We start from the raw sequence: 21616 nt of genomic DNA, 5'->3' as shown, positions 1-21616 counted from the left end.
CATCTAGCGAAGTTTTAATTTAAACGTTGTGAAACGACACCTTTATTTATGAAATGAGGTTTGAAACATGAAGATTCTAGGAAATGTTATTGATGATCAAGGGAGATGTACGCACTATTCTAATAAGGTAGATACGATTTCAATTAAATTTAAATGTTGTGGAGAGTATTATCCTTGCTATAAATGTCATGAGGAAAATGCAAATCATAAAATTCAGCCATGGAATAAAGAGGATTTTGATGAAAAGGCAATATTTTGTGGTGTATGTAAAAATGAATTAACTATTCATGAATATATGAATCACACAAACTGTAAGCATTGTAATACTCTTTTTAATCCAAATTGCAGTAAGCATTTTCATATATATTTTGGGACGGATAATAATGCTACATGTACTTGCTAAATAGAAAAGCCTTTGAAGGGTTAATGCCTTCAAAGGTTTTAATTATTATTTATTATATTTTTGAAGAAATGCTTTTACTTTCTCCTTGGCAAATTGTGTGCTCAAACTACCTGGATTTGCATCAAAGCCATGATCGACCTTTGGAAGAAGATAAAGTTCATGCGCTACACCATTCTTAGTCAATTTCTCATCCAGTACGGTCGCCTGCTCCACAGGAACGATACGGTCGCTCGTTCCCAAAAACGTAATTGTTGGAGGCGTATTTTCCTGGATATAACTTATCGGTGAAAGCATCTCATAACGTTCACGGTATTCAGATGGTGAACCTCCAATGTACTTATTCATAACATCTTGGACATAATTCTTACTTGGATTGTCCTTATAAAACTCAGTCATATCTGACGGTCCATACATGTTAATCACCGCCTTGATTGGTACTTCCGGAACATCCGTTGATGGTGGCAAATGCTTATCTCCCATACTATATGCAGCAAGCATAGCTAGATTCCCCCCAGCAGACTCTCCCATTAAAATGATTCTGTTCGAATCAATCTTATACGTATCTGCATTTTGCAAAATCCAACCTAACGCCGATTTAATATCCCCTACTTCATCTTTCCAGCCTGCTTCAGGAGGCATACGGTATTGGACATCAAAAACAGTGTACCCTTGATCATTCATCCACTGATTCCAGTCTTGAACTTGGCCTTTATCTCCACTTACCCAACCACCCCCATGCACTTGAACAATGACAGGTGTTAAAACAACCTCTGATTTTTCCTTTGCTGGCCACACATCGAGTTTTAATTCAATGCCGTCCGAAGTTTTCCCATACACCACATCTACACTAGGCTTTGTTGAGATATCTTGTTTATAGAAAAAATGTGGGCTAAGAGAAACCGATACATTCTCGCTTTTAGCATAGCTTTTCATATTACTAATTGGCTGCACAATTAAAAAGATTAATAACAACAAAGTAGGAATTAGAACTGTAAGAGCAATGAAGGTTTTCTTCCAAAAAGAAAGAGCTAATAAAACTATTATTATTAATGTTGCAACTACTAGAAGAATCGGAAATACAGAAGCCCCCCATGTAAGCAAACTCATTATGCTATCCATATTACTTGGATTAAAAATATAGTATGCCACTATACTGGTAATAAAACATACGATCACAGAGAGGAATGTGAGCTGCCACTGAAAAAAACCTCTAGGTCGCCAATTTGTTATCTGATTCATCTTTTTAAAACCTCCTATACATACGATATGTTATTATCATTTCCAGTTAAAAATGCAGCTCCAATTTCTTCACCACATTTTAATTCTACACGCACAAATCACACTTAATATTACAAAAAATGCCCGCAACCATGAATCGTGGCTACGGGCTGTTCACTATTTTATTGAGAGATAGAATGCTTAAGCTCAATCGATAACTGCATAAAAAAGAGCCGAAAAGATTCGATTCGGCATTTATTCAAACATTCCTATACTAAGATCCCTACAAAATGATTCTATAGTGTCACGCTCTTCTTTTGGCAATGCTTCGTACTCAACCAGATATTGTGCTGAAAAGTCTTCAAGCTCCTTATAACTGACTTCTCTTGTCAGGACGATTCCATTGACCTCATTAGCCAACTGGTTTGCAGCCACAATATCCGTAAACGCAAAGGCCTGTTCTTCGTCATCTGTAAATGCTAGAAGGTCAATTTCCCCCTGGTAATAGCGCTCATCTACTTGCACTACGTAATATCTAATTGAATCCATTATACACCTCCCAAAGTCATGATTTTAATTATATCCTTAATAAACTGATGAATACCCACCATACTCAAAATGTGATTAAAACTCTGAGAATTCTAAAGTAGCATTCGTAAAAACTTTTCAAAATTCACGCCTGCTTCGCGCGGAATTTGCTCCTTTGATGTAGCTTCAATCGAAGCGGCTAAAAACGTCTCGGCAAGTTTCATCGACTCAACTAAATCTTGCCCGCGCATCATGCCGCCCATAATGACGGATGCAAACAAATCACCTGTGCCTGAATAGCTCTCGCCGTTGTATTCTCTGATGCTAGAAAATGAACGATGTGCATCGACATACATATTACCTACGTAACGCTTATTCGCATCTGTTGGCGGCGGATTCAAACCGGTAATAATGACGTTCGCTCCAGTTTCCTGCTGTAGCTGATGGCCCGCTTCCTCTAACGCATGAATATAATCTGAATCGTCCTGATAGCTCTGTAACTTCTCGTATGACAAACCTGTAAGCAAACAACATTCTGTAATATTTGGTGTAATAATGTCCGCACTCTTCACTAGCTCTTTCATACGATCAAGCAACTCACCTGTATACATTTTATAAACCTCGCCCAAATCACCCATTACTGGATCGACAAGCAAGGTCGTTTTACTCGAATGAAAAACGTTTAAAAATCGAAAAATATTATCGATTTGCTCCTTCCCTGTCACAAAGCCTGTATGAATGCCATCAAAGGTCGCACCAAGTTTGCTCCACTCATCCACAAAATGATCCATCTTTGATGTTAAATCCTCACAATAAAAACTCGAATACCCTGTTTGCGCCGTTAAAATCGCAGTTGGTAATGGTACCGCCTGAACACCCATCACTGACAGCACAGGCATCGCAGCAGTTAACGAGCACTTCCCAAAGGATGACATATCCTGAATTACAGCAACTTTTTTCATCATACTCTCCACCTAACTAATCCAGCTTGTATTCTACTCATCGTATCATAATTAGAAAGATGCGAAAATGCACTCACTGATAGAAAAACAAACTGACCTCTATTTTTTTTATCAAATTGGCACTTTTACGATAGTCAGTCCTTTGCTAAATTAAAATTATCAAAAAATTCATCATAGCGAGGATATTCAGATGCAAAGTATACAAAGTCAATCTTATATAAAACCACGCACGAAAACATTTGATTTAGTCATTACATCAATTCTTGCTGCTCTTGTTTTCGTCGCGACAATGTTTATCAATTTTAAACTACCATTCGGGCAAGGCGGACTTATTCACTTAGGGACATCCATGCTTTTGATCACGTCGATTTTATTCGGCCCTAAAAAAGGAGCACTTGCTGGAGCAATTGGAATGGGCTTATTCGATATCGTAGGTGGCTGGTTAATTTGGGCGCCAACTACAATTATCTCCCGCGCATTACAAGGCGCCATCGTCGGAAAAATCGCTTGGTCTAAAGGACATAGAGGCGATAACATCGGATTAAACATTTTCGCAGCAGTTGTTTCAATGCCTGTGATGATCGCGGTCTACTATATCGGGCAAGCAATTATGTTCAAAAGCTGGGTTGCCCCTATGGCATCTATTCCAGGAGACGTAATCCAAAACGTTGTCGGTTTAATTATCGCGATTCCTGTATGTATTGTGATGAAAAAAACACCGTACTTCAAAAAGAATTTCTAAATAAACACGCCATCTTGTTGTTTTGCTGACAGCATAGATGGCGTGTTTTTTAATAAAAAAACCATTATATTTAGGATTGTGGCTACGTTTAAATTTCCAAATGACAATAATGAAGGCTTTTTTTCATACTATATGGTGGAGGTGAAAAAATGCCAAGAGTAAAATATATAGATTCAGACATTGGCTTAGTGGCAAGGATGATGAGAGCGGAAGCGGAAGGTGAAGGAAACCAAGGAATGCTATATGTTGGCAACGTCATTGTGAATCGTGTTATAGCGGAATGTCCAGACTTTAAAGATTTAAGAACAATTAATGATGTCATTTATCAGGTACAGGGAGGAAATTATTCTTTTGAAGCTGTTCAAAAAGGGAATATGTTTTACCAAAGAGCGAGACCTAATGAAAGAAGATTAGCAAAACTAACTCTGGATTATTGGCGAGATCATCCAGCAAAATTTGCACTTTGGTATTTCAATCCGTACGCACCATGTCCTCCAACGTGGTACGGTCAGCCTTTCACTGGTCAATTTAAAAATCATTGCTTCTATGAACCAGCACCTGATACATGCGAAAGTGTTTATCAAGGATAGGTAACCATTTTGCTTTTTTATGATGCGAATACAACATTTTAGTCGCAGGTACTTCCGGCGAACATTATTCATTCTCCATAGATAACAGTTATCGGTTGGGAAAACCTCAAAACACTAAAAACACCTTAGGGGGAGAAATTCGAATGAACTACTATTGGCAATTTTTCCATACTATATGTTGGAGGTGAAAAATGCCAAGAGCAAAATACCGAGAATCTGACGTTGATTTAATGGCAAGGATGATGAGAGCAGAAGCTGAGGGTGAAGGAAATCAGGGAATGTTATATGTTGGCAATGTTATTGTGAATCGTCTTGTATCAAATTGTTTAGACTTTGAAGATTTAAGAACAGTGGAAGATGTCATTTATCAGGTACAAGGAGGAAATTATTCTTTTGAAGCTGTTCAAAAAGGGAATTTATTTTACCAAAGAGCTCGATCTAATGAAAAAAGATTAGCAAAAATGAATCTGGATTATTGGCGAGATCATCCAGCGAAATACGCACTTTGGTACTTCAATCCATATGCCCCATGTCCTCCAACATGGTACGGTCAACCTTTTGCTGGTCAATTTAAAAATCATTGCTTCTATGAACCAGCACCTGATACATGTGATGGTGTTTATATAGGATAGGAGCAACTTTGCGTTTTGGTGCTGCGAATACAACATTTTTAGTCGCAGGTTCTTATAGCCAACAATATAATATTCGATGTAACTCTACCAAGATATTTTTTGTATTTATATATTTACATTGAACGTTCTTAATTCAAAAAAGCGTTTAGAAAAAGCCTTTAAAGGGCTTATACTTTATAAGACCCCATTATTTGGACATAATAATCCCCCTGTTCGTTCAAAACAGGGGGATTATATTTTAAATTTCTCTTCTACTACGTCGTAATAGTAAGCATGCTAGTGCTACTAAAACTAAACCAAGTACTTGGTATAAGGTTGTATTACTTTCTCCTGTTTGAGGTAAGCGTTTAGCTTGATTTAGAGTATTTTGATCTTTTTGGTCAACTTTTTGATTTTGAACAACTTTGTTGGTTTGCTCTTTTGATGACATTTCTACTACATTACCTTCATTTTTTGAGTCATTTGGTTTTTCACTAAGTTCCACTGGTTTTTCTGACTTCTCTTGAGTCTTCGGCTCCTCTATTAAATTACGCTCATTTTTTGGATCTTTTGGTTTCTCTTGAGTCTTTGGTCCCTCTACTACTTTACCCTCAATTTTTGGTGTTTTTTCACTCTCTACCGGTTTTTCTGTTTTCTCTTGCGTCTTAGGCTCCTCTACTACATTACTCTCATTTTTTGGGTCTTTCGGTTTTTCACTTGGTTCTAACGGTTTTTCTGGTGTTATCGATTGTTCACCTGATTCCACCGGTTTTTCTGGTTTCACGGGAGGCACTAGATTTTCTATCGGTTTTTCTGATTCAACTTGATTAACTACTTGTAATTGAATAACAGATTCTTCGTTTACCAAACTAACTTCAAAATCGATTGGTTTTGCATCAAGTTGATAACCATTTGGTGCTTTTGTTTCCACAAATGCATATTTACCTGGACGTAAGTTATCTACTTTAATTTGACCGTCCTTATCTGTTACTAATTTTATTTCTACTACTTTACCCTCTTGATTAATAAGTTTGAATTCCGCATTAGGTAATACTGGACCTTGCTTATCTTTAGCATGCTTTGTCAATACTACCGTTGTCTTGTTATAGAAATTTTCTACTGTTACTTGAACATCTTCTTTTTGTTCGTGTCCAATTGAAAATTCCATTTTTTCATATAAAGGTTTATATCCATATAATGCTTTTGTTTCCACAAATGCATATTTGCCCGGAGGTAGATCATTAACTTTAATTTGACCGTCTTTATCAGTTACTAATTTTTCTTCAATTACTTTGCCTTCATCATTAATTAACGCAAATTCAACACCCGCTAATTTTTCTTTAGTGTCAGCATTTATTTTCGTTAAAATAATTGATCCTTTAGGAATTTTTGTATTTAAAATATCATAACCCTCAACTTTTGACTTATACCCTTCTACTGGTTGCTCTTTCACAGCATATTTGATTTCTTTACCTTCTACTGTGTATTGGTCTAAGTTTTCAAATTGATATTTCCAGCCATTTTCTGCTGTTACTGTTTTTGTAGAAATAACCTCATCGTCTTTTAGTAAATCTACTTTAATTTCTGATGGACGATCTTGTTCACAATCGTTGCTCCATGTTTTCGTTCCTTCAATTGAAGTCTTTTTCAAACTATTTCCAATTGGTAAGTCAATACCTTTTGGAGCGCCGGCTTCTATTTTAAATCGAATTTTGTTATTTGCGTCAAATGTGACATATTCAGGGGCTGATACTTCTTGTACATAGTACTCACCAGCTTTCAAGTTCGGTACTTCTACAATTCCTTTGTCATCGGTTGTATAGAAATCGCCAATTTGTTGATCATTTGATGAGAAAACTTTAAATTGAACACCTGGAATGACTTGTTCTTTATGACCATCTATATATTTCAGTATTCTTAATGTTCCTTTGTCTGGTAAATTCCCTTCAGCCCAACCATTGGCTAAAATATTTTTTACTTGAGCCACATTTTTCTCATGTACTGGCAATTGGTTGTTGACTTTGTAACTCAAATCATATTCATTCTTCAAATATTTTTCATTTACCCCTTCAGCTGTAATCGTCGTTTTATAACTTACAGTGAACGACGATAAGCTTGCATATCCTTGTTTAATTACTATATTAAATGAATTATCACTCGTAAAACTCACATATCCTAACCCATTACTTTGAAACTCTTCAGGTGTGAATTGACGATTACCTAATTGGCCACTTGTTTGGATATTGAAACTATCTTTCTTTATTTGTTGACCACCTTTTGAAGTATCTTGTAAAACAATATCACTATCAAGATATTCTTTCTTTAAGTTGAAGTTTAGGAACCAGCGAACTTCATCAGCATTTTCCGGCATAATATCTCCTGCTTTATAGAAAAAGATTCTTGAGCCATCACTAGTTGGGTGAGTAATTGTTACCGCTTGCTCACTTAAACTTGTTCCAAAGTTCGTATAAATCGTTTTTTTAATTCCATATTCTACATTTGTCCCTAATATAGAGAAATTAAAGAAACCTGTAATATTTTCACGTTCCTCTACTTTGCTATTGAACGTACATACAACTTGTCCACTAGTAACATCACACGAACCATAATCTTCTAGATTAATATTCGTATTGAAACCTTTTAATTCCGGAGGTAAAGTCATCGTAATTGTATCGCCCGTTTTTAATTTGAGATTAGGCTTTTCACTAAATGTTACATAGATTCCTGTTTGTTCACCATATATTAAATTTGTTTTTGTAATTTGCGCACTATCGAGAAAACCAGTATTACTTAGTTCTCGCGCTTTTCCTACAGGAGACGTATTTGTTTGAGTTTGTTCGGATTTTGCTGAGTTATTATCTTCTCCGACAATTTTAGATTCTTCTGCAAGAGTACTTGACTTTTCTGTAGGAGCATTGGGACTGTCTATAGGAGCACTTTGGTTGTCTGTTAGAGTGCTTGATTTGTCTATAGGAGCACTTTGGTTGTCTGTTAGAGTGCTTGATTTGTCTATAGGAGCACTTTGGTTGTCTAATTGTTTAGGCGAAACAACGCTGGTTTCTTTGTCTACTGCCCCATCACTTACACCAGCACTTTCATTGGTATTCGCTCCGTTTCCTTCTACTGCTGGTTCTTCTTTTGTTTCAGTTGTTCCAATATTAGCATCCGCTTCGCTCGCAAATACTGAGATTGGTGATAATACTATTTGGAATACGATCAGTAATAAAATCACTACTATGTTTAATTTTTTCATATTTTTCTCCTTTCTAAATCCTGAGAGATACCTATGGGTGTTTGTTGATGACTTTCATACATTCTTTCTTAATGTTGCAAAGGATGTCACAAAAAATAAGTTGGTACCTCTATCCTTCAATTCACTTCTTGTCATAAATGAATACATTCTAATCAATCCTTCAAAGCATAGGACAAAATTACATGTATAAGCCCTACCTTCACCGCTCCACAAACAATTAATCTTACTTTATAATCATTACAAAGTAGACCGCTCAAAAAATACTAAATGATTCCAGACTTTTTGTCTACATAAATTTTAAAAAGTTCTCCATTTTTTTCATTTATCTTTAAATAACAAAAAAAACAGTAAAAATTTACCCGCAATGAGTATTTTTTTACTGTTTTTCATTATCAATTTATTGGAATTCTGCTCTCGTTGAATAAACATTTTATTAAAATAGGAAATATTATTATATAGAAAAAATTTATAAAGAAACATGGTGGACTCTTCATTTTCATAACAAGTCTTATCCTACTAATTATCAAAATAGGCGAAAATCTATGATCTACTATTTATTTACGTATAGCTGTAGTCGGTTTTGGCGTATTATTTCATTGTATAACAAAGAAAATAAAATACATTTAAATTTGAACAGTTTAGATTGATCCCGCTTATTCTACAGTGGATTTTCCTTTTGCCCAACAATACATCCCATCTGTTATGTTCCATGGAATTTTATAATTGCCCTCATCTTCCGTTTATAATAAACCCCCGTCTTTCTTATATATAAAATCAACTGTTGAAACTACTCGACTTAAACCATGTTCATTATTTCTTGTGAGTATCCATTTAAAAAAAATGGCATGCTAAACTAATACCAGCCTACTCGCCATTATGAAAGTTATTTATTTATAACATTTTCAATATTATTTATTATACTAGCATTTTATATCGCTATATCTTCTTCCACTTCGCATTACACCCTTATCCTTCGGGTTCAACGATTTTGTGTGATATACAGTCATTTTAATCAACATTGAGTATGTTTATTATTAAACAAAATTAACTGTTCAATATTCAAGGTTTCTTCCGAATGCTCATCATGATCTTAGAATCGTACATAGTAGGATAGAATGCAAAGAAAAAAGGTCATTTATAAAAACCACACATTTAACTGTGCTAAAATCACAGAAATGTGTGGTTTCGTAATTCACTATTCTTCAAATAAATCCATTGGCATGGTTTTCATAAAATCTCTCACTTCTCGAATACCAGGAAGTTCACTTTCTACAAGCTCCACCCCTAGAACTTTTGCTAGTGGCTGAAGCATCGGTCTTAGCTCTTTAGAAACAAATATTTTACTTGGCCTTACTTCTAAGCCTTGTAAAAATGCCCATAACAAGCCTTGTGCAATAGGTGGTGTTTTAGGCATAGGGAGCAATTCGTGTTCAATAACTAAATTGCTTCCTCGTTCAACAAGCATACCTGAAATCGGATAAACAGTGCGGTTCGTTTCTTCCGATTCTACGCCAAAAGGCATGTAAAATAAATCATATTCCAATTGTAATGCGCTTTTAGGCTTTTTCTTATATTTCGCTTTTTCAAACATCGAAATTTCCTCGTAGCACTCATACGTTGGCTTTGGCATATTTATTTGCAAAAGATAGATCTCTTGTAAGTCACCATCCATTTGCACTTTAAACGTTGGATATTGATGTGCAGCTACTTGTGGATATTCCCAGCCATCCTTCCGAGCTTCTGTAATATTAATCATCCTACTTACAACATCAATTAAAAGTTCTACCTCTGAATGGTTTGTCCTTTCAGGATGCGTTCCCTCTAAATAGCTACGGAATTGAATCCAGTTCTTCTTTCCTCTATACGACAGCCCATTATCTTTAATAAGTAGATAATCTGCTGTATCTAATTCTTCTCTATCAACAAAATTCACAGTTAAAGCATTTAAACCATAGAAAAAATCACTCGGTAAATTTTTCTCAAAAAGAAATTTTTCTAAGCTATTATAGCCAAGTTCCATGTCAAAAATCATTAATCCAAACTCTTCACCACCAGCTCCCATAACAGAAACAAGTACTTTGTAATCTACATCTTCAAAATGAATAGCAACGACTTCATCATCCCTAAAATATTGCCATGGCTTTAATTTTTTCAGGTCATTAGAAAGCTCCAATAAAGTAAGAAAATCTGGATCTTGGCTTTCGAGTAAATGATCTACCTCACCATACCCACGTATCCATTCATTAATTTCCTCCAAATCAATCTTGTCCATTTTACCTGTATGAATATTGCCTTCCCCAGCAATACATATAGGAATTTCAGAGTTCATCGGTAATTCCACATAGCTATCTAATCGAATAGTAAATGAATGACTCCTATTAATTACATGTGCAATGGCTTCATCACCAGATTTTATAAACCATTCCTCGACCAACTCTTCATCTGTATCTAAATCCGCAGCATTTTTAGGTAAAAAACAAATCTTTTGTTTAGATACTCGTCCATTTTTTTTAACCATTTCAAAATCAAAATAGTCCGCCCCATCCAAATCAAAACTTAGTAATATTGATTCATCTAGCAAGGAAAAACTACTGTTCATCGGTAACAATAACTTTCGATAAATTTCCGGTTTTTTCTTACTTTCGATATGTAACTGTATCATTGTATACCCTCTTTCTTCTACTTGTTAAAGGATGCTGATGAAGCTACCACTTAATCTAAATTCACAACATGTGCAATATTCACTTACTATCTCTTCATTAAATATTTCTACTTAATAGCTATTTTCAAAGTGAACCACTTTCTATTCACTTTACTAACAACCTATCAGTAGTGCAATACTTCAAAATCTATTCCTCACCAATGTTACACACCTCAATACTTGACGTGTTAAAAAGCAAAGGATTTTCCTGAACTTTTATCAATTTTTGTTCAATTATTGACAAAAGTTGATTTTGAAAAACTATTATTTCTAATTCACATTGAACGGACCTACTGGTGGCATAAGGTTCTCTGAAGGAATTATGTGTACTTTAATACTAATATTTAAATGCAGAAGTCTAGTTTTTACTAGGCTTTTTTCTTTCTTATAAGTATCATCTGTGGTATCAAACTTCAAAACCAAGTATTTTTTTCTGAATTTTATCAATTTTTGTTTAATTTGCATCAAAAGTTGATTTTTAAAATTTTATTGCTAATGGTATGTTATTAACATAGCCGGGGATAAAGTAAAAGCGAATGATTATGAAAACAAACAGTTTAATAATGACAATTATTTTCACATTACTATTGGTTCCCTATTAGTTTTAAAACGTTTACGGTGAAGTTACTACTTGTATAGCGAGAAATATAATGCTTCATAATGGAATAAAATACATCGGATTCTTCGCAATGTTAACCGTACTTGCTAACATACAAAACAAGAATCTCGTAGAATACGTTATTGAACGTACAAAGTGAAGGAAAATCAACTGCTACAGTTAAAAATGATTTAGCTACTATACGTCATTTTCATATCCAAATCCTTCAAACTCGGTATTTACTAAGTAGTAACCAAGTAGTGAGTGAAAAATATATCAATTTTAATTTAGAGAGAAGACGTTTCGGTGGGATTGATTGTCGCCCTACAGAATTAGAATATCAAGCATTGATTAGCCTTGCTAAGCAACTAGAAACCCTGAAATGGCATTTATTATTGTTTTAGTGAAGGAAATGGGCTTATATATTCAGAAGCTGCATCGTTATTTCAATCCCTGTTGGAAGGGAGTTCAATGGATCATGATTTTATAAGCTTCTTTATTGCCATCTAAAACAATAAATGACTGGGTAATTTACTGCTCTTTGTTGTTGTTTTACTTGATTCTTTCTTGAATAAAAGGCTGTCATTTCTTTACTCCTTATCACCTTATAAGGCGATTTTTCATTATATTTTTTACACATTCACATAAACCTTCCATATGGTAAAAATTTCAAAAAGTTAATTTCAATATATAAATGTTAATATTTCATAAAGCAAGGTTTATACGTGTTAATCATTTAACATTTTTACGGAGGTGTTCTTTTATGAATATTAATCTTGGTAAAGCAATAAAGTTGATTCGAACAAATAAAGGATTAACCCAGACCTATATTTCTAACGAAATACTAACTCAAGGTAATCTTTCTAAATTCGAGAATTTAAATTTGGAAATTAGCGGGAGATCATTAATTGCAATTTTAAGCAGATTAGAAATGTCCTTAGAAGAGTTTATATATATTAATAATGGCTTTAGAATTACTAAACGGAATAACATAATACAGAAATTTCACAGTCTTACATATAATGATAAAAAGGCAATTAAAAATTTACTAAATGATATTGAGAAATATCCAAAAGAAGGAGATGATTTCCTAATAGAGGCTATTGAGGAAATATGTACATCTTTAATGACACTTTTGAAAACAAATAATATAGAAAAAGCTCGAAAAGGAATAAGTAAAATATGGACCCATTTAGGCAAAAGAAATCATTTATATATTTCGGATATCTATTTATTGAATTCAATGTTATTTTTCTTCCCAGTTCAAAATGGTAGGGAAATCATTAAATATTTATTTAGGGGAATAGATAAATACAAAAATTTTAAAGGGATAGAAAAAATAAAAATTAATTGCTTATTAAACTTCTCTATAATTTTGATAAAAAACAGAGAATATAAAGAAGCATTAATTTATATTGAAAATGCAATATCAATATGTAAAATCCACAAGGAATATTCAAATATTTCAGTTTGTTATATCAGGAAAGGAATTTGTTTAAATCAAATTAATAAGGAAAGTAAAACAGTTTTTTGGTTCAATAAAGGCTTTAATTTATTAAAAGCTTTAGATGAAACAGATTTATTAGATCAATTAAACGATGAAGTGGAAAGCCTAAATTATAAAGTTTGATATGTATGAAAAATAATATTCTATTGTGAAACTCTCTATATTATATAATTATGAATATTCAGGATAAAAGAGGTGTGTATTATGCTAAAAAAAGGAGCTCGTTTCGAAATGACTATAATGTATTGGGTTATATTATTAGGGATATTTTTATTTCTTAGTTATAAGAATTTATTCTTTGATTGGTCAATACAAAATTATTTAACAAATAAACTAGAATTTGAAACTTTTGGTCGATATGTATTTATTTTATTTACAAGTTTTATTGAATCATTTATTTATATTTTATTTATTCGTTTAATTGTTTTCCTACTCAATAAAGTTATTTTAAAACAAAGGTGAGTAGGATGCTCACCTTTTGAAATTATGAGTTAATTTCATAATAATATAACAAGCCATAATAAGTAGAAATTAAAGAGGTAGAGTTGTTATCTTTCATGACTGTGTTAAATCCCCCAGAATTATTAATAAACTTCAATAAAATCTCATTATAAAATAAATCCCCTCTTTTATTCAGTATATTCAAAATATAACAATAATCATAATTAAGAAGTATATCATTTCTATCATCCCTAATAAAAATACCTTGTTTTTCATTATAATAATTTATAATTTCTTGATGAACTAAATCTTTATCAAATTCATAATCCAAATTCACCATAGAATTTATAAGATAGCGTTGTTCAGTAGAGTTAAGTATCTCAAATTCTTTAAATAACTCACAAATAATATCAGTATAATATCGAGAATCTTCTTTTTCAAATTCTATATTTAAAAATTTATAAAACTCTGTTATATAATAAATATTTTCTATCAATACATTATCTATTTTTTGTATGTTAGTGGATTTAAGTATTTTATTAAAAGATATAATATCTTTTTTTATTTCGTTCTGATATTTTAATGCACCCTCAAAATTCATAAAAGTTATCATTTTTATTCGCCAATTTTGATAGTCACCTATAAGAAGGTATTTTTCTAGGTTAGGTGGTTTATATTCTTTATCTAACATACTAAGGTTAACTCTTGCTAATAAATCAGAAGAAATACTAGGTTTTATAATTCTTTTTGCAGTAAAACCACCATTTTCAGTTGAAAAACTCTTCACATTTTTCTCATGTATTTTATATAATACCGAATACAGTTTATTGTTTTCTATTTCCAATGTATCCATAATGGTAGTGATTATATATAAATCAACAATACTAAGAGAATTATCATTGACATAATCATTCAAAAAACAACTTATTTTTTCTAAATATTTATTAGGAATATCACCATCTAAAAACTTTACAATTCCTTGCAAATAGAAAATATCGGTCAAACTTTCCCCTCCATTCTCCAGCTCTTTAACTAAAACGTTAAAAAATTCTTCCGCTTTTAAAGATGACTCAAAGTTGACTTTTGAAGTCAAAAAACTGTATTCGTAAATGTTTCCGAATTGTCCCTCTGTAATTTCTAAAATTGAAAGATCAATGAATCTTAGATATTCATTTATGACAATTTTAACATCTTCACTAAAATTGCTATATTTAAGAATAAAAAAAAGATTTGATATTTTTTCCAAGTCATTTTTATTAGTATCATTTATAATTTCTATAATACTTTTCGAATTAACGACTTTAAGATTATTTAATAAATAGTTTTTCTTTAAACTATTTATTAAACTAGATTCTGTATTAAATTGTTTTAGATATACATAAGTAGAAGTTGGGATTTCTTTATTTAATAACAAATAAACTTCTGCATAACGAAGGGTTTCATCTATATTAGGTTCTCTATTATTGTCTATATAAAAATCATAAAAAAAACCATCGTTCTTAGCTGATAATATTTTAGATGCTGTATGTTTAGTCCATTCTTTATCTAACGATATTTTATTTTTTTCTTCTAAAATTTTTTCATGAGAAAATAAATTATTTAAATTTAAAAAATATATAATTAAAATTAAGCTGATTATAGTAAATGCTCCAATAAAAACTTTATATTTAGTCATTTAGTTTCTTCCTTTCTAAATATACACAAAGAATATAGGTATATAGAATACCTATATTCTTAAAGCTTCTATATTTTTTTAGAACCAAAACCAAATATCTTCATACCAAGTCTCACTTCCAACACCCGATATATTTAAATATGATTCATTTTCAAAAACAGTATAAAGTGTCGATATATTTTGAATTTTTACATTTGAGAAATTCGATTGCGCATATTTCTCACCTTTTATTTTTCCTGCTGTAGCAATTGTTTTTGTCCCCTTTAAAAGAGACCAAGCACTTCCGTCTGTAGAAATATTAGGTATTACTCCCGTAGCACTTACAGAAACCGTAGATTTCATATCTGAAATTGTTCCTGCACCAGAGTACCCTGTATACCCCCATCCACTAAAACTATAATAAGCTAAACTTGACCATGTCCCACCATTATCCACTTTTCCATATATTACATTTTGACCTTTCCCGCCAAAGTTAGAAGATGATCTAGAATCAGAAGTAGAAGCACCTGGGTAAATCTTAGTAGCATACGGAACTATAATCCCATCAGAAGGGGTTAAATTAGGGTTATATTGTGGATAATCTTCCTTATTCACTTCATCTAATTCTGGTTGGTTTTCTAGTTTTAATCTTTCTTTAACTTCATCAGGCATTGTATTATTGTCCAATTGATCGATATCTTCTGGATCCCAATTAGCAGCATTTACTTCCTTATCTACCCCTAGAAAAATAAACCCTATACAAAGAAAACAGGCCACCTTTAATTTTAAGTTGTTCATAATATTCTCTCCCATCTTTAATATTTAATGTGCTGGTGGAAATAATTTATTAATCCTGATTTTAATTTCCTCTAAGCTATTCCTCTTTAATGGGGAATATTGGATATTCCCATATTTTCACCTCCTTTCCCTGATATTAAACTATATATTTGTTTGATATAGGAAAATATTCTTATATGAATATTTTTCAGTGACTAATTAGGATTTTAATCTATTTACAATAAAGTCTTATAAAATAATATAAAAAGTTTAAATGTCGATATAATGAAACTCTCTCTGAACACTAAAAGCTCAACAATTGTGGTAATATATACCATAACTGTTAATCTTTTTAATTTTCTCTTTAATTTGATAATTACTTTTTCAAACTTTCTACTTGAGTTCTAATAATCTTTCTCTCAGTGCTTCATCACTAGCATAATCCCCCACCTCTTTATAAAAAAATACACAGAGAAAACTCTGTGTATTAAATCCCTAAAGTTATTTGTGTAGCATGTTCTTGTTCTAATAAATCAATTTCCTTAATCTTCGTACCCATGTCTTTAATTAAATCCACTACAAGAGCATTTCCCATACAAAAGTATCGCATACGTTTAGGCAGGCCTTCCGTCCAGTTATCATCAAATCCATTTAATCGCTCGCATTCAAGTGGGGTTAGGAAACGTTTTCGACCATTAACTTCAACTATATGTGAACTTCTATTTACAGTTCCTTCACTGGTAAGCATTGTTCGGCCAGGTAATTCTAAATCATCTGTAGGAGACATACCACCCTCAGAATAAATGTATTTATGCCCATCAGCAGAAGTTCGTTCAATTTTTTTAGGTCCACGTAAATAACTAAACTTTTCAATAGCTGCTTCATTTAAGTAATATTCTTCATCAACCATGTCTTCCGGAAGTAAAATGTCCTTTAATGGAATAGGATTCTTTACGATTGGTTCCGGTTGAACGGTATGAACACTACCATTGATCATAATACCAGCTGTATGGAAACCAAAAGCAAAATTATCCGAGATTTCAACAATATCTTTAGGCAAATCAACGGATGCACGGCGATTTCTATAAGGTTCATTCGATACTGGGAAAGTACGTGCAAAGAAGCCTTCTTTAAATAAAATTTCTTCCTTATCTAACTTCATTTGCTGATTAGCAAAACTTAGATTATTTTTATATGCAAAAATAAAAACTCTACGTCGACGTTGTGCATTTCCATACTCACTCGCATTAATTACACGCCATTCAACGATATAATCTAAGTCACGGAATACAGCCAACATGATGGCAAAATCTCGTCCACGCTGCTTCGATGGGGATTTAATCAGGCGATCCACATTTTCCAATAAAACATATTTCGGATGACTATTTTCTAAGACACGTTTAATCTCCCAAAATAGAACACCTTTTTTGCCGTTTATGCCCTGTTCATTATTCAACGAGCGACTCACACTATAGTCTTGGCACGGAAAGCCTCCAACTAATAAATCTATGTGTAATGAGCTGAACTTACTATCGGCTACCGTTGTAATATCCTCATTACTTACTTCACCTTCAGTAAAGTGGCTTTTATAACATTCATAAGCATCCTGGGCCTTTTTTGAAGGTTCCCACTGATTGGCCCATACTGTTTCAAAAAATTTCTTGTCAACCTTCTCTAAACCAAGACGAAAACCACCAACACCTGCGAATAATTCCACAACATTTAGGTTTTTACTCATATTACGAACATCCTTTCTATATATTCGTATTATAAATCATGTTTAAAAAAAGATCAACTTTAAAGTTTTTTCAAATAATCATTTTCTTGTATTTTTAATTGACAGTTTAAGCTATCATTGATTAAAGACCTAAATTATGGGAGGTATTACTATTTTAAAATATGATGATGCAAATCCATTAAGTATTAAAGAATATGGTGAAAAACTAATTGGAAAAAACTTCTCTGATGTAATCAATGCTGCAGCGATTGAAGAAGATTTAAAACTGGAGACTATAACAAAAGTAAACAATCCCAGATATAAAGGTGGAATGGGTCATTTAATTGAAAAATACCACTTTGAATATGAGATTAATAATGATCAAGAGCCCGATTTTCCAAAAGCTGGTGTAGAACTAAAAGTAACACCTTATGAAATAGGAAAAAAAGGGGGCTATTCAGCTGGAGAACGCCTAGTCATCACGATGATTAGTTACACAGAACCAGTAGAAGAAAACTTTTTTTACTCACATGCTTATAGTAAATTCCGCTTAACACTGTTAATTCATTATTTACGAAATCGTGATTTGCAAAGAATTGACTATCCTATCGATTTTGTAACTCTTTTTTCTCCACCTGAAGAGGATTTAAAAATCATTCAGCAGGACTATGAGAAAATCATTACAAAAGTAAGAGAGGGTCGTGCCCATGAATTGTCAGAAGGTGAGACGATGTATTTGGGGGCCTGTACAAAAGGATCTACCGCTATTAAAAGCCTAGTCCCTCAAGAATTTTACGCACCTGATATTAAAGCACCGAAACGGGCATTTTGTTTTAAACAGTCATACATGACCTACCTGTTAAATAAATATGTTCTTAATCAAGTTAATACATATGAGTCTATTTTGAATAATGTAAGCAAATCCGACAATCAAACTTTCGAAACTCTTATTATTAATACAATAAACGAGCATAAAGGAAAAACAAGTATTCAACTTAGTAAAGAATTTAGTGTAAAACCTGGATCAAAAAATTTCTATAGTTCTCTAGCTTATCGTATGTTGGGTATAAAATCGAACCAAGCTGAAGAGTTTATTAAAGCAAATATCGAAGTAAAAGCTATTCGGATTGAAGAAAACGGAAACATGAAAGAAAACATTTCGTTTCCTTCTTTTAAATTTAAAGAACTTATCAATGAAGAATGGGAAGAATCTATTTTCTATAATGATTTAAGTTCGAAACGTTATTTATTTGTTGTTTACAAAAAACTAGGGAACGACTATGTATTAAGAGGATGCCAACTTTGGAATATGCCCTATAAAGATTTAGAAGAAGCAAGAAAAGGTTGGGAAAGCATACAAAAAGTCGTAATTGAAGGACCTATTCTATATAAAAAGTTCAAAGAAAACGGCATTGACTTTGAAGTAAAAAACAATTTCCCTAAGAAAAACGATAATGATGTAATTCATATTCGCCCCCATACAAATAAACGCTATTATGTCTTAGAAACAGGTGAAATCGTTGGTAATAATCCTGCTGATGGGGATGAGTTACCAGATGGGCGTATCATGACGAAGCAGAGTTTTTGGTTAAATAATACTTATATCCTTAGTATATTAAATGAAGATTTGAAACACTAAAAACTAAAAATACTTTATGTTTAAAGGGATGAAATAATGCGAAATAATAATCAATTTACGCTTGATTTAAATGCTGAGCAAATTTTAGCAAATTATTTAGATGATTTTTACTATCCACGATTAAACGATATTATATATGAACGTGTACATGATATGAATAACCAGCATTTAGGTATTGATACAATACTTACTCAAAATAATATAAATCTTTTAATCGATGAAAAGGGGCTTTTGAGTATTCCTAAACCTATCAATACTTTCGCCTTAGAGTTAAGTTACATTAATACTAATGGTGTACGTAGAATTGGATGGTTATTTGACGAACATAAAATAACAACCCACTACTTGCTTTGTTGGGTTAAAAGAAACGAGTGTAATCTTCAAGATCTTCAAATTACTGATATTCATTATGTAATTGCTTTATTAATCTCACGTCAAAAATTATTAAGCTACTTAGATTACACATATAATATTAATGTCGATACCTTAAATACCATCGAAAGTAATATTCTTGCTGATGGTAGGAATGGAAGACAAGAATATTTAAGCAATACATCTAAATCTCGTTATCATTACTCCAGCCACCTTCCAGAAGCTCCGATTAACATTGTAATGGATAAAAATGAATTATTAAATTCTGGTGCTGTAGTATCTCATCATTTAGTAAAACGTAGTTCACTAGATATAAAGTGATGGCATTGGCATAAAATTTCTTCTTATACTAAAAAGGGTGTATTAAATTACACAATTAGAAAAAATAAGCGTGGCGATTATTAGCTACGCTTACTTTTTGTTGGCTCAGAAATACACTTCTATAACCTCTATTTACGTCTATAAATTAATAATCCAATAATGATGATCATACAAGTTACCATAAAAAAATCAATTTTATTCGCTTTAACAAACTCCGCCAAATATGCAATCTCTTCAGCAAACATTTGAATAATAAGGGCAATGACTAGTGTTGTTAGTATATTTTCTATTCTTTGGGCACTCATTGAATCACCTACCTTTAATTCAATGGTACACGACTATTTTCAGTAGATCAACAAAAAGAAATAGATTGTTGAAAAAATAGTCACTCAGACTCGTAAACGAGAGCGACTTGGTATCTATTCGAAAGTGATGAAAGAGCAAACGAATATTGCAAAAGAATATGGTGGTAGATGAAGTACCATTTATAAAATTTTCATAGAACATGAACAGCATCCATTTATCAATATTACATGCTTCCAATAACCATTATTTAACTTTTCCCCCTTATGGCTATAAACTTCCGCTCCGCTTCTTCATAAACCTCCCTCATCATTCTTCTTTCTCCAATAATCCGTTCACGTTCAACTATCAATTTATTACGCTGCTCATTGCAATAAATATCTGCACATTCTTTTGAACAGAAACGGCGACCAATTGCGTTTGGATTTTTCCGTGTCATTGATACAATAAAGTATTCATCTGCTACATTGCTTACTATTTTTACCTCACAATAACATTTAAAACTCCATACTCTTTTCGTATCTTTACGGAAATACTTTTTCTTATATCCAGCGTCCAACTCTTCTAGCTTCAACTCTATATCTGTTAAATCCATCATTAAACTATAATCTAAACTCATCATTAAACTATAATTTAAATCCATTTCAACACACTCCCTATATCATTTTCGGCTGATTATATACTAACTGCCCACTTTAAAAATATCAATAGTATATATTAATTTTAACTAAAATTATATCTGTAGTATATGGATAAAATATCATTTCTCATCAATCCTAAATGATGAGGTGATTACATGACGGATATAGTTAATGTAGTTGGCGAAAAAATCCGCTATTTACGTAAAGAACGTGGACTAAGCCAAGAAGAACTAGCATATCGCGCTTCCTTGCATAACACATATATTGGACAACTTGAACGTGGAGAAAAGAACGCTACAATTGAAAGTCTTACAAAAGTATGCACGGCTTTAGAAATTACATTAGAAGAGCTATTTGATGATAAAGAAAGACATCCAAAAGTGCTTAGCTTTGAATTAGAGGAAATGGTACGTCTGTTAGAAGGTCGTTCTAAGAAAGATCAAAGAGCCGTTCTAAAGTTTATTGAGTCTTTAATTGCTTGGAAAGATAATGAGTAGTTGTTTGATAATAATCTTTAAGAGAGAAATTTATTGCGTATTGGTGCAGCTACAACAATCGTTTAGGCCATAGTGATGTACAAACGACAATGAACATCTATGCACACGTTACGAAGAAAATGAAAGAATAAGCTAACAGAA

General features: G+C 32.4%; 20 protein-coding genes. 10 read left to right on the top strand and 10 right to left on the bottom strand.

Annotated features, from left to right (window positions below):
- The first annotated feature begins 67 nt into the window (after window positions 1-67).
- Complete coding sequence (locus JNUCC51_RS16190; RefSeq protein ID WP_337988883.1) at window positions 68-403, top strand: CHY zinc finger protein; 336 nt, start codon at window positions 68-70, stop codon at window positions 401-403.
- A gap of 45 nt (window positions 404-448) precedes the next feature.
- Here JNUCC51_RS16190 and JNUCC51_RS16185 read toward each other — a convergent pair whose 3' ends face one another.
- From JNUCC51_RS16185 to JNUCC51_RS16175, 3 genes are all read right to left on the bottom strand, one after another.
- The gene (locus tag JNUCC51_RS16185; RefSeq protein ID WP_337988882.1) at window positions 449-1642 is read right to left on the bottom strand and encodes an alpha/beta hydrolase; all 1194 of its coding nucleotides are present in this window, start codon (window positions 1640-1642) and stop codon (window positions 449-451) included.
- A 234-nt stretch (window positions 1643-1876) separates the two neighbouring features.
- Window positions 1877-2170, bottom strand: coding sequence for a hypothetical protein (locus tag JNUCC51_RS16180; RefSeq protein ID WP_337988881.1), 294 nt, complete (start codon window positions 2168-2170; stop codon window positions 1877-1879).
- 92 nt (window positions 2171-2262) lie between these two features.
- Window positions 2263-3111, bottom strand: a complete 849-nt coding sequence (locus JNUCC51_RS16175) for a pyridoxamine kinase (protein ID WP_337988880.1) — start codon at window positions 3109-3111, stop codon at window positions 2263-2265.
- Between the two features lie 190 nt (window positions 3112-3301).
- Here JNUCC51_RS16175 and JNUCC51_RS16170 point away from each other — a divergent pair, with 190 nt between their 5' ends.
- From JNUCC51_RS16170 to JNUCC51_RS16160, 3 genes are all read left to right on the top strand, one after another.
- A complete protein-coding gene (locus JNUCC51_RS16170) occupies window positions 3302-3853 on the top strand; it encodes an ECF transporter S component (RefSeq protein WP_337988879.1) in 552 nt (183 codons plus the stop codon).
- Between the two features lie 149 nt (window positions 3854-4002).
- Window positions 4003-4443: a cell wall hydrolase gene (locus tag JNUCC51_RS16165; protein ID WP_337988878.1), complete on the top strand. Its 441-nt coding sequence runs from the start codon at window positions 4003-4005 to the stop codon at window positions 4441-4443.
- Between the two features lie 191 nt (window positions 4444-4634).
- On the top strand, window positions 4635-5075 hold the full coding sequence (locus JNUCC51_RS16160; RefSeq protein WP_337988877.1) for a cell wall hydrolase: 441 nt from the start codon (window positions 4635-4637) through the stop codon (window positions 5073-5075).
- Window positions 5076-5313: 238 nt separating this feature from the next.
- Here the strand turns inward: JNUCC51_RS16160 and JNUCC51_RS16155 are convergent, their stop codons facing one another.
- A complete protein-coding gene (locus JNUCC51_RS16155; RefSeq protein ID WP_337988876.1) occupies window positions 5314-8307 on the bottom strand; it encodes a SpaA isopeptide-forming pilin-related protein in 2994 nt (997 codons plus the stop codon).
- Window positions 8308-9502: 1195 nt separating this feature from the next.
- Window positions 9503-10969 (bottom strand): DUF7309 domain-containing protein, encoded by a 1467-nt coding sequence (locus JNUCC51_RS16150; protein WP_337988875.1) that lies wholly within the window; start codon window positions 10967-10969, stop codon window positions 9503-9505.
- A 780-nt stretch (window positions 10970-11749) separates the two neighbouring features.
- Between JNUCC51_RS16150 and JNUCC51_RS16145 the strand changes: the two genes are divergently transcribed.
- The 3 genes from JNUCC51_RS16145 (at window position 11750) to JNUCC51_RS16135 (ending at window position 13575) form a co-directional block, all read left to right on the top strand.
- Window positions 11750-12010, top strand: coding sequence for a hypothetical protein (locus JNUCC51_RS16145; protein ID WP_337988874.1), 261 nt, complete (start codon window positions 11750-11752; stop codon window positions 12008-12010).
- Window positions 12011-12369: 359 nt separating this feature from the next.
- Window positions 12370-13236, top strand: coding sequence for a helix-turn-helix domain-containing protein (locus JNUCC51_RS16140; RefSeq protein WP_337988873.1), 867 nt, complete (start codon window positions 12370-12372; stop codon window positions 13234-13236).
- A gap of 108 nt (window positions 13237-13344) precedes the next feature.
- Entirely contained in the window at window positions 13345-13575 is a 231-nt protein-coding gene (locus JNUCC51_RS16135; RefSeq protein WP_337988872.1) for a hypothetical protein, read from the top strand.
- A gap of 22 nt (window positions 13576-13597) precedes the next feature.
- On the opposite strand, the gene JNUCC51_RS16130 is transcribed toward JNUCC51_RS16135, so the two are convergent.
- The 3 genes from JNUCC51_RS16130 to dcm form a co-directional block, all read right to left on the bottom strand.
- Window positions 13598-15229, bottom strand: a complete 1632-nt coding sequence (locus JNUCC51_RS16130) for a hypothetical protein (RefSeq protein ID WP_337988871.1) — start codon at window positions 15227-15229, stop codon at window positions 13598-13600.
- 78 nt (window positions 15230-15307) lie between these two features.
- The gene (locus tag JNUCC51_RS16125; RefSeq protein WP_337988870.1) at window positions 15308-16006 is read right to left on the bottom strand and encodes a hypothetical protein; all 699 of its coding nucleotides are present in this window, start codon (window positions 16004-16006) and stop codon (window positions 15308-15310) included.
- A 466-nt stretch (window positions 16007-16472) separates the two neighbouring features.
- Window positions 16473-17723: a DNA (cytosine-5-)-methyltransferase gene (dcm, locus tag JNUCC51_RS16120; RefSeq protein WP_337988869.1), complete on the bottom strand. Its 1251-nt coding sequence runs from the start codon at window positions 17721-17723 to the stop codon at window positions 16473-16475.
- A 136-nt stretch (window positions 17724-17859) separates the two neighbouring features.
- Between dcm and JNUCC51_RS16115 the strand changes: the two genes are divergently transcribed.
- A complete protein-coding gene (locus JNUCC51_RS16115) occupies window positions 17860-19341 on the top strand; it encodes a Sau3AI family type II restriction endonuclease (protein ID WP_337988868.1) in 1482 nt (493 codons plus the stop codon).
- Between the two features lie 36 nt (window positions 19342-19377).
- Window positions 19378-20034 carry a hypothetical protein gene (locus tag JNUCC51_RS16110; protein ID WP_337988867.1) on the top strand — a complete coding sequence of 219 codons (657 nt, stop codon included), beginning with the start codon at window positions 19378-19380 and terminating at the stop codon, window positions 20032-20034.
- Window positions 20035-20162: 128 nt separating this feature from the next.
- On the opposite strand, the gene JNUCC51_RS16105 is transcribed toward JNUCC51_RS16110, so the two are convergent.
- Complete coding sequence (locus JNUCC51_RS16105; RefSeq protein ID WP_337988866.1) at window positions 20163-20339, bottom strand: hypothetical protein; 177 nt, start codon at window positions 20337-20339, stop codon at window positions 20163-20165.
- A gap of 248 nt (window positions 20340-20587) precedes the next feature.
- Window positions 20588-20980: a hypothetical protein gene (locus JNUCC51_RS16100; protein WP_337988865.1), complete on the bottom strand. Its 393-nt coding sequence runs from the start codon at window positions 20978-20980 to the stop codon at window positions 20588-20590.
- 153 nt (window positions 20981-21133) lie between these two features.
- Between JNUCC51_RS16100 and JNUCC51_RS16095 the strand changes: the two genes are divergently transcribed.
- Window positions 21134-21475 carry a helix-turn-helix domain-containing protein gene (locus JNUCC51_RS16095; protein WP_337988864.1) on the top strand — a complete coding sequence of 114 codons (342 nt, stop codon included), beginning with the start codon at window positions 21134-21136 and terminating at the stop codon, window positions 21473-21475.
- Window positions 21476-21616 lie beyond the last annotated feature (141 nt).

The sequence above is a fragment of the Lysinibacillus sp. JNUCC 51 genome, from assembly GCF_015999525.1.
In the GTDB taxonomy this organism is placed as follows: domain Bacteria; phylum Bacillota; class Bacilli; order Bacillales_A; family Planococcaceae; genus Lysinibacillus; species Lysinibacillus xylanilyticus.
Note: the sequence above shows the minus strand (reverse complement) of the source record. Positions and strands in the feature narration are given on the sequence as shown.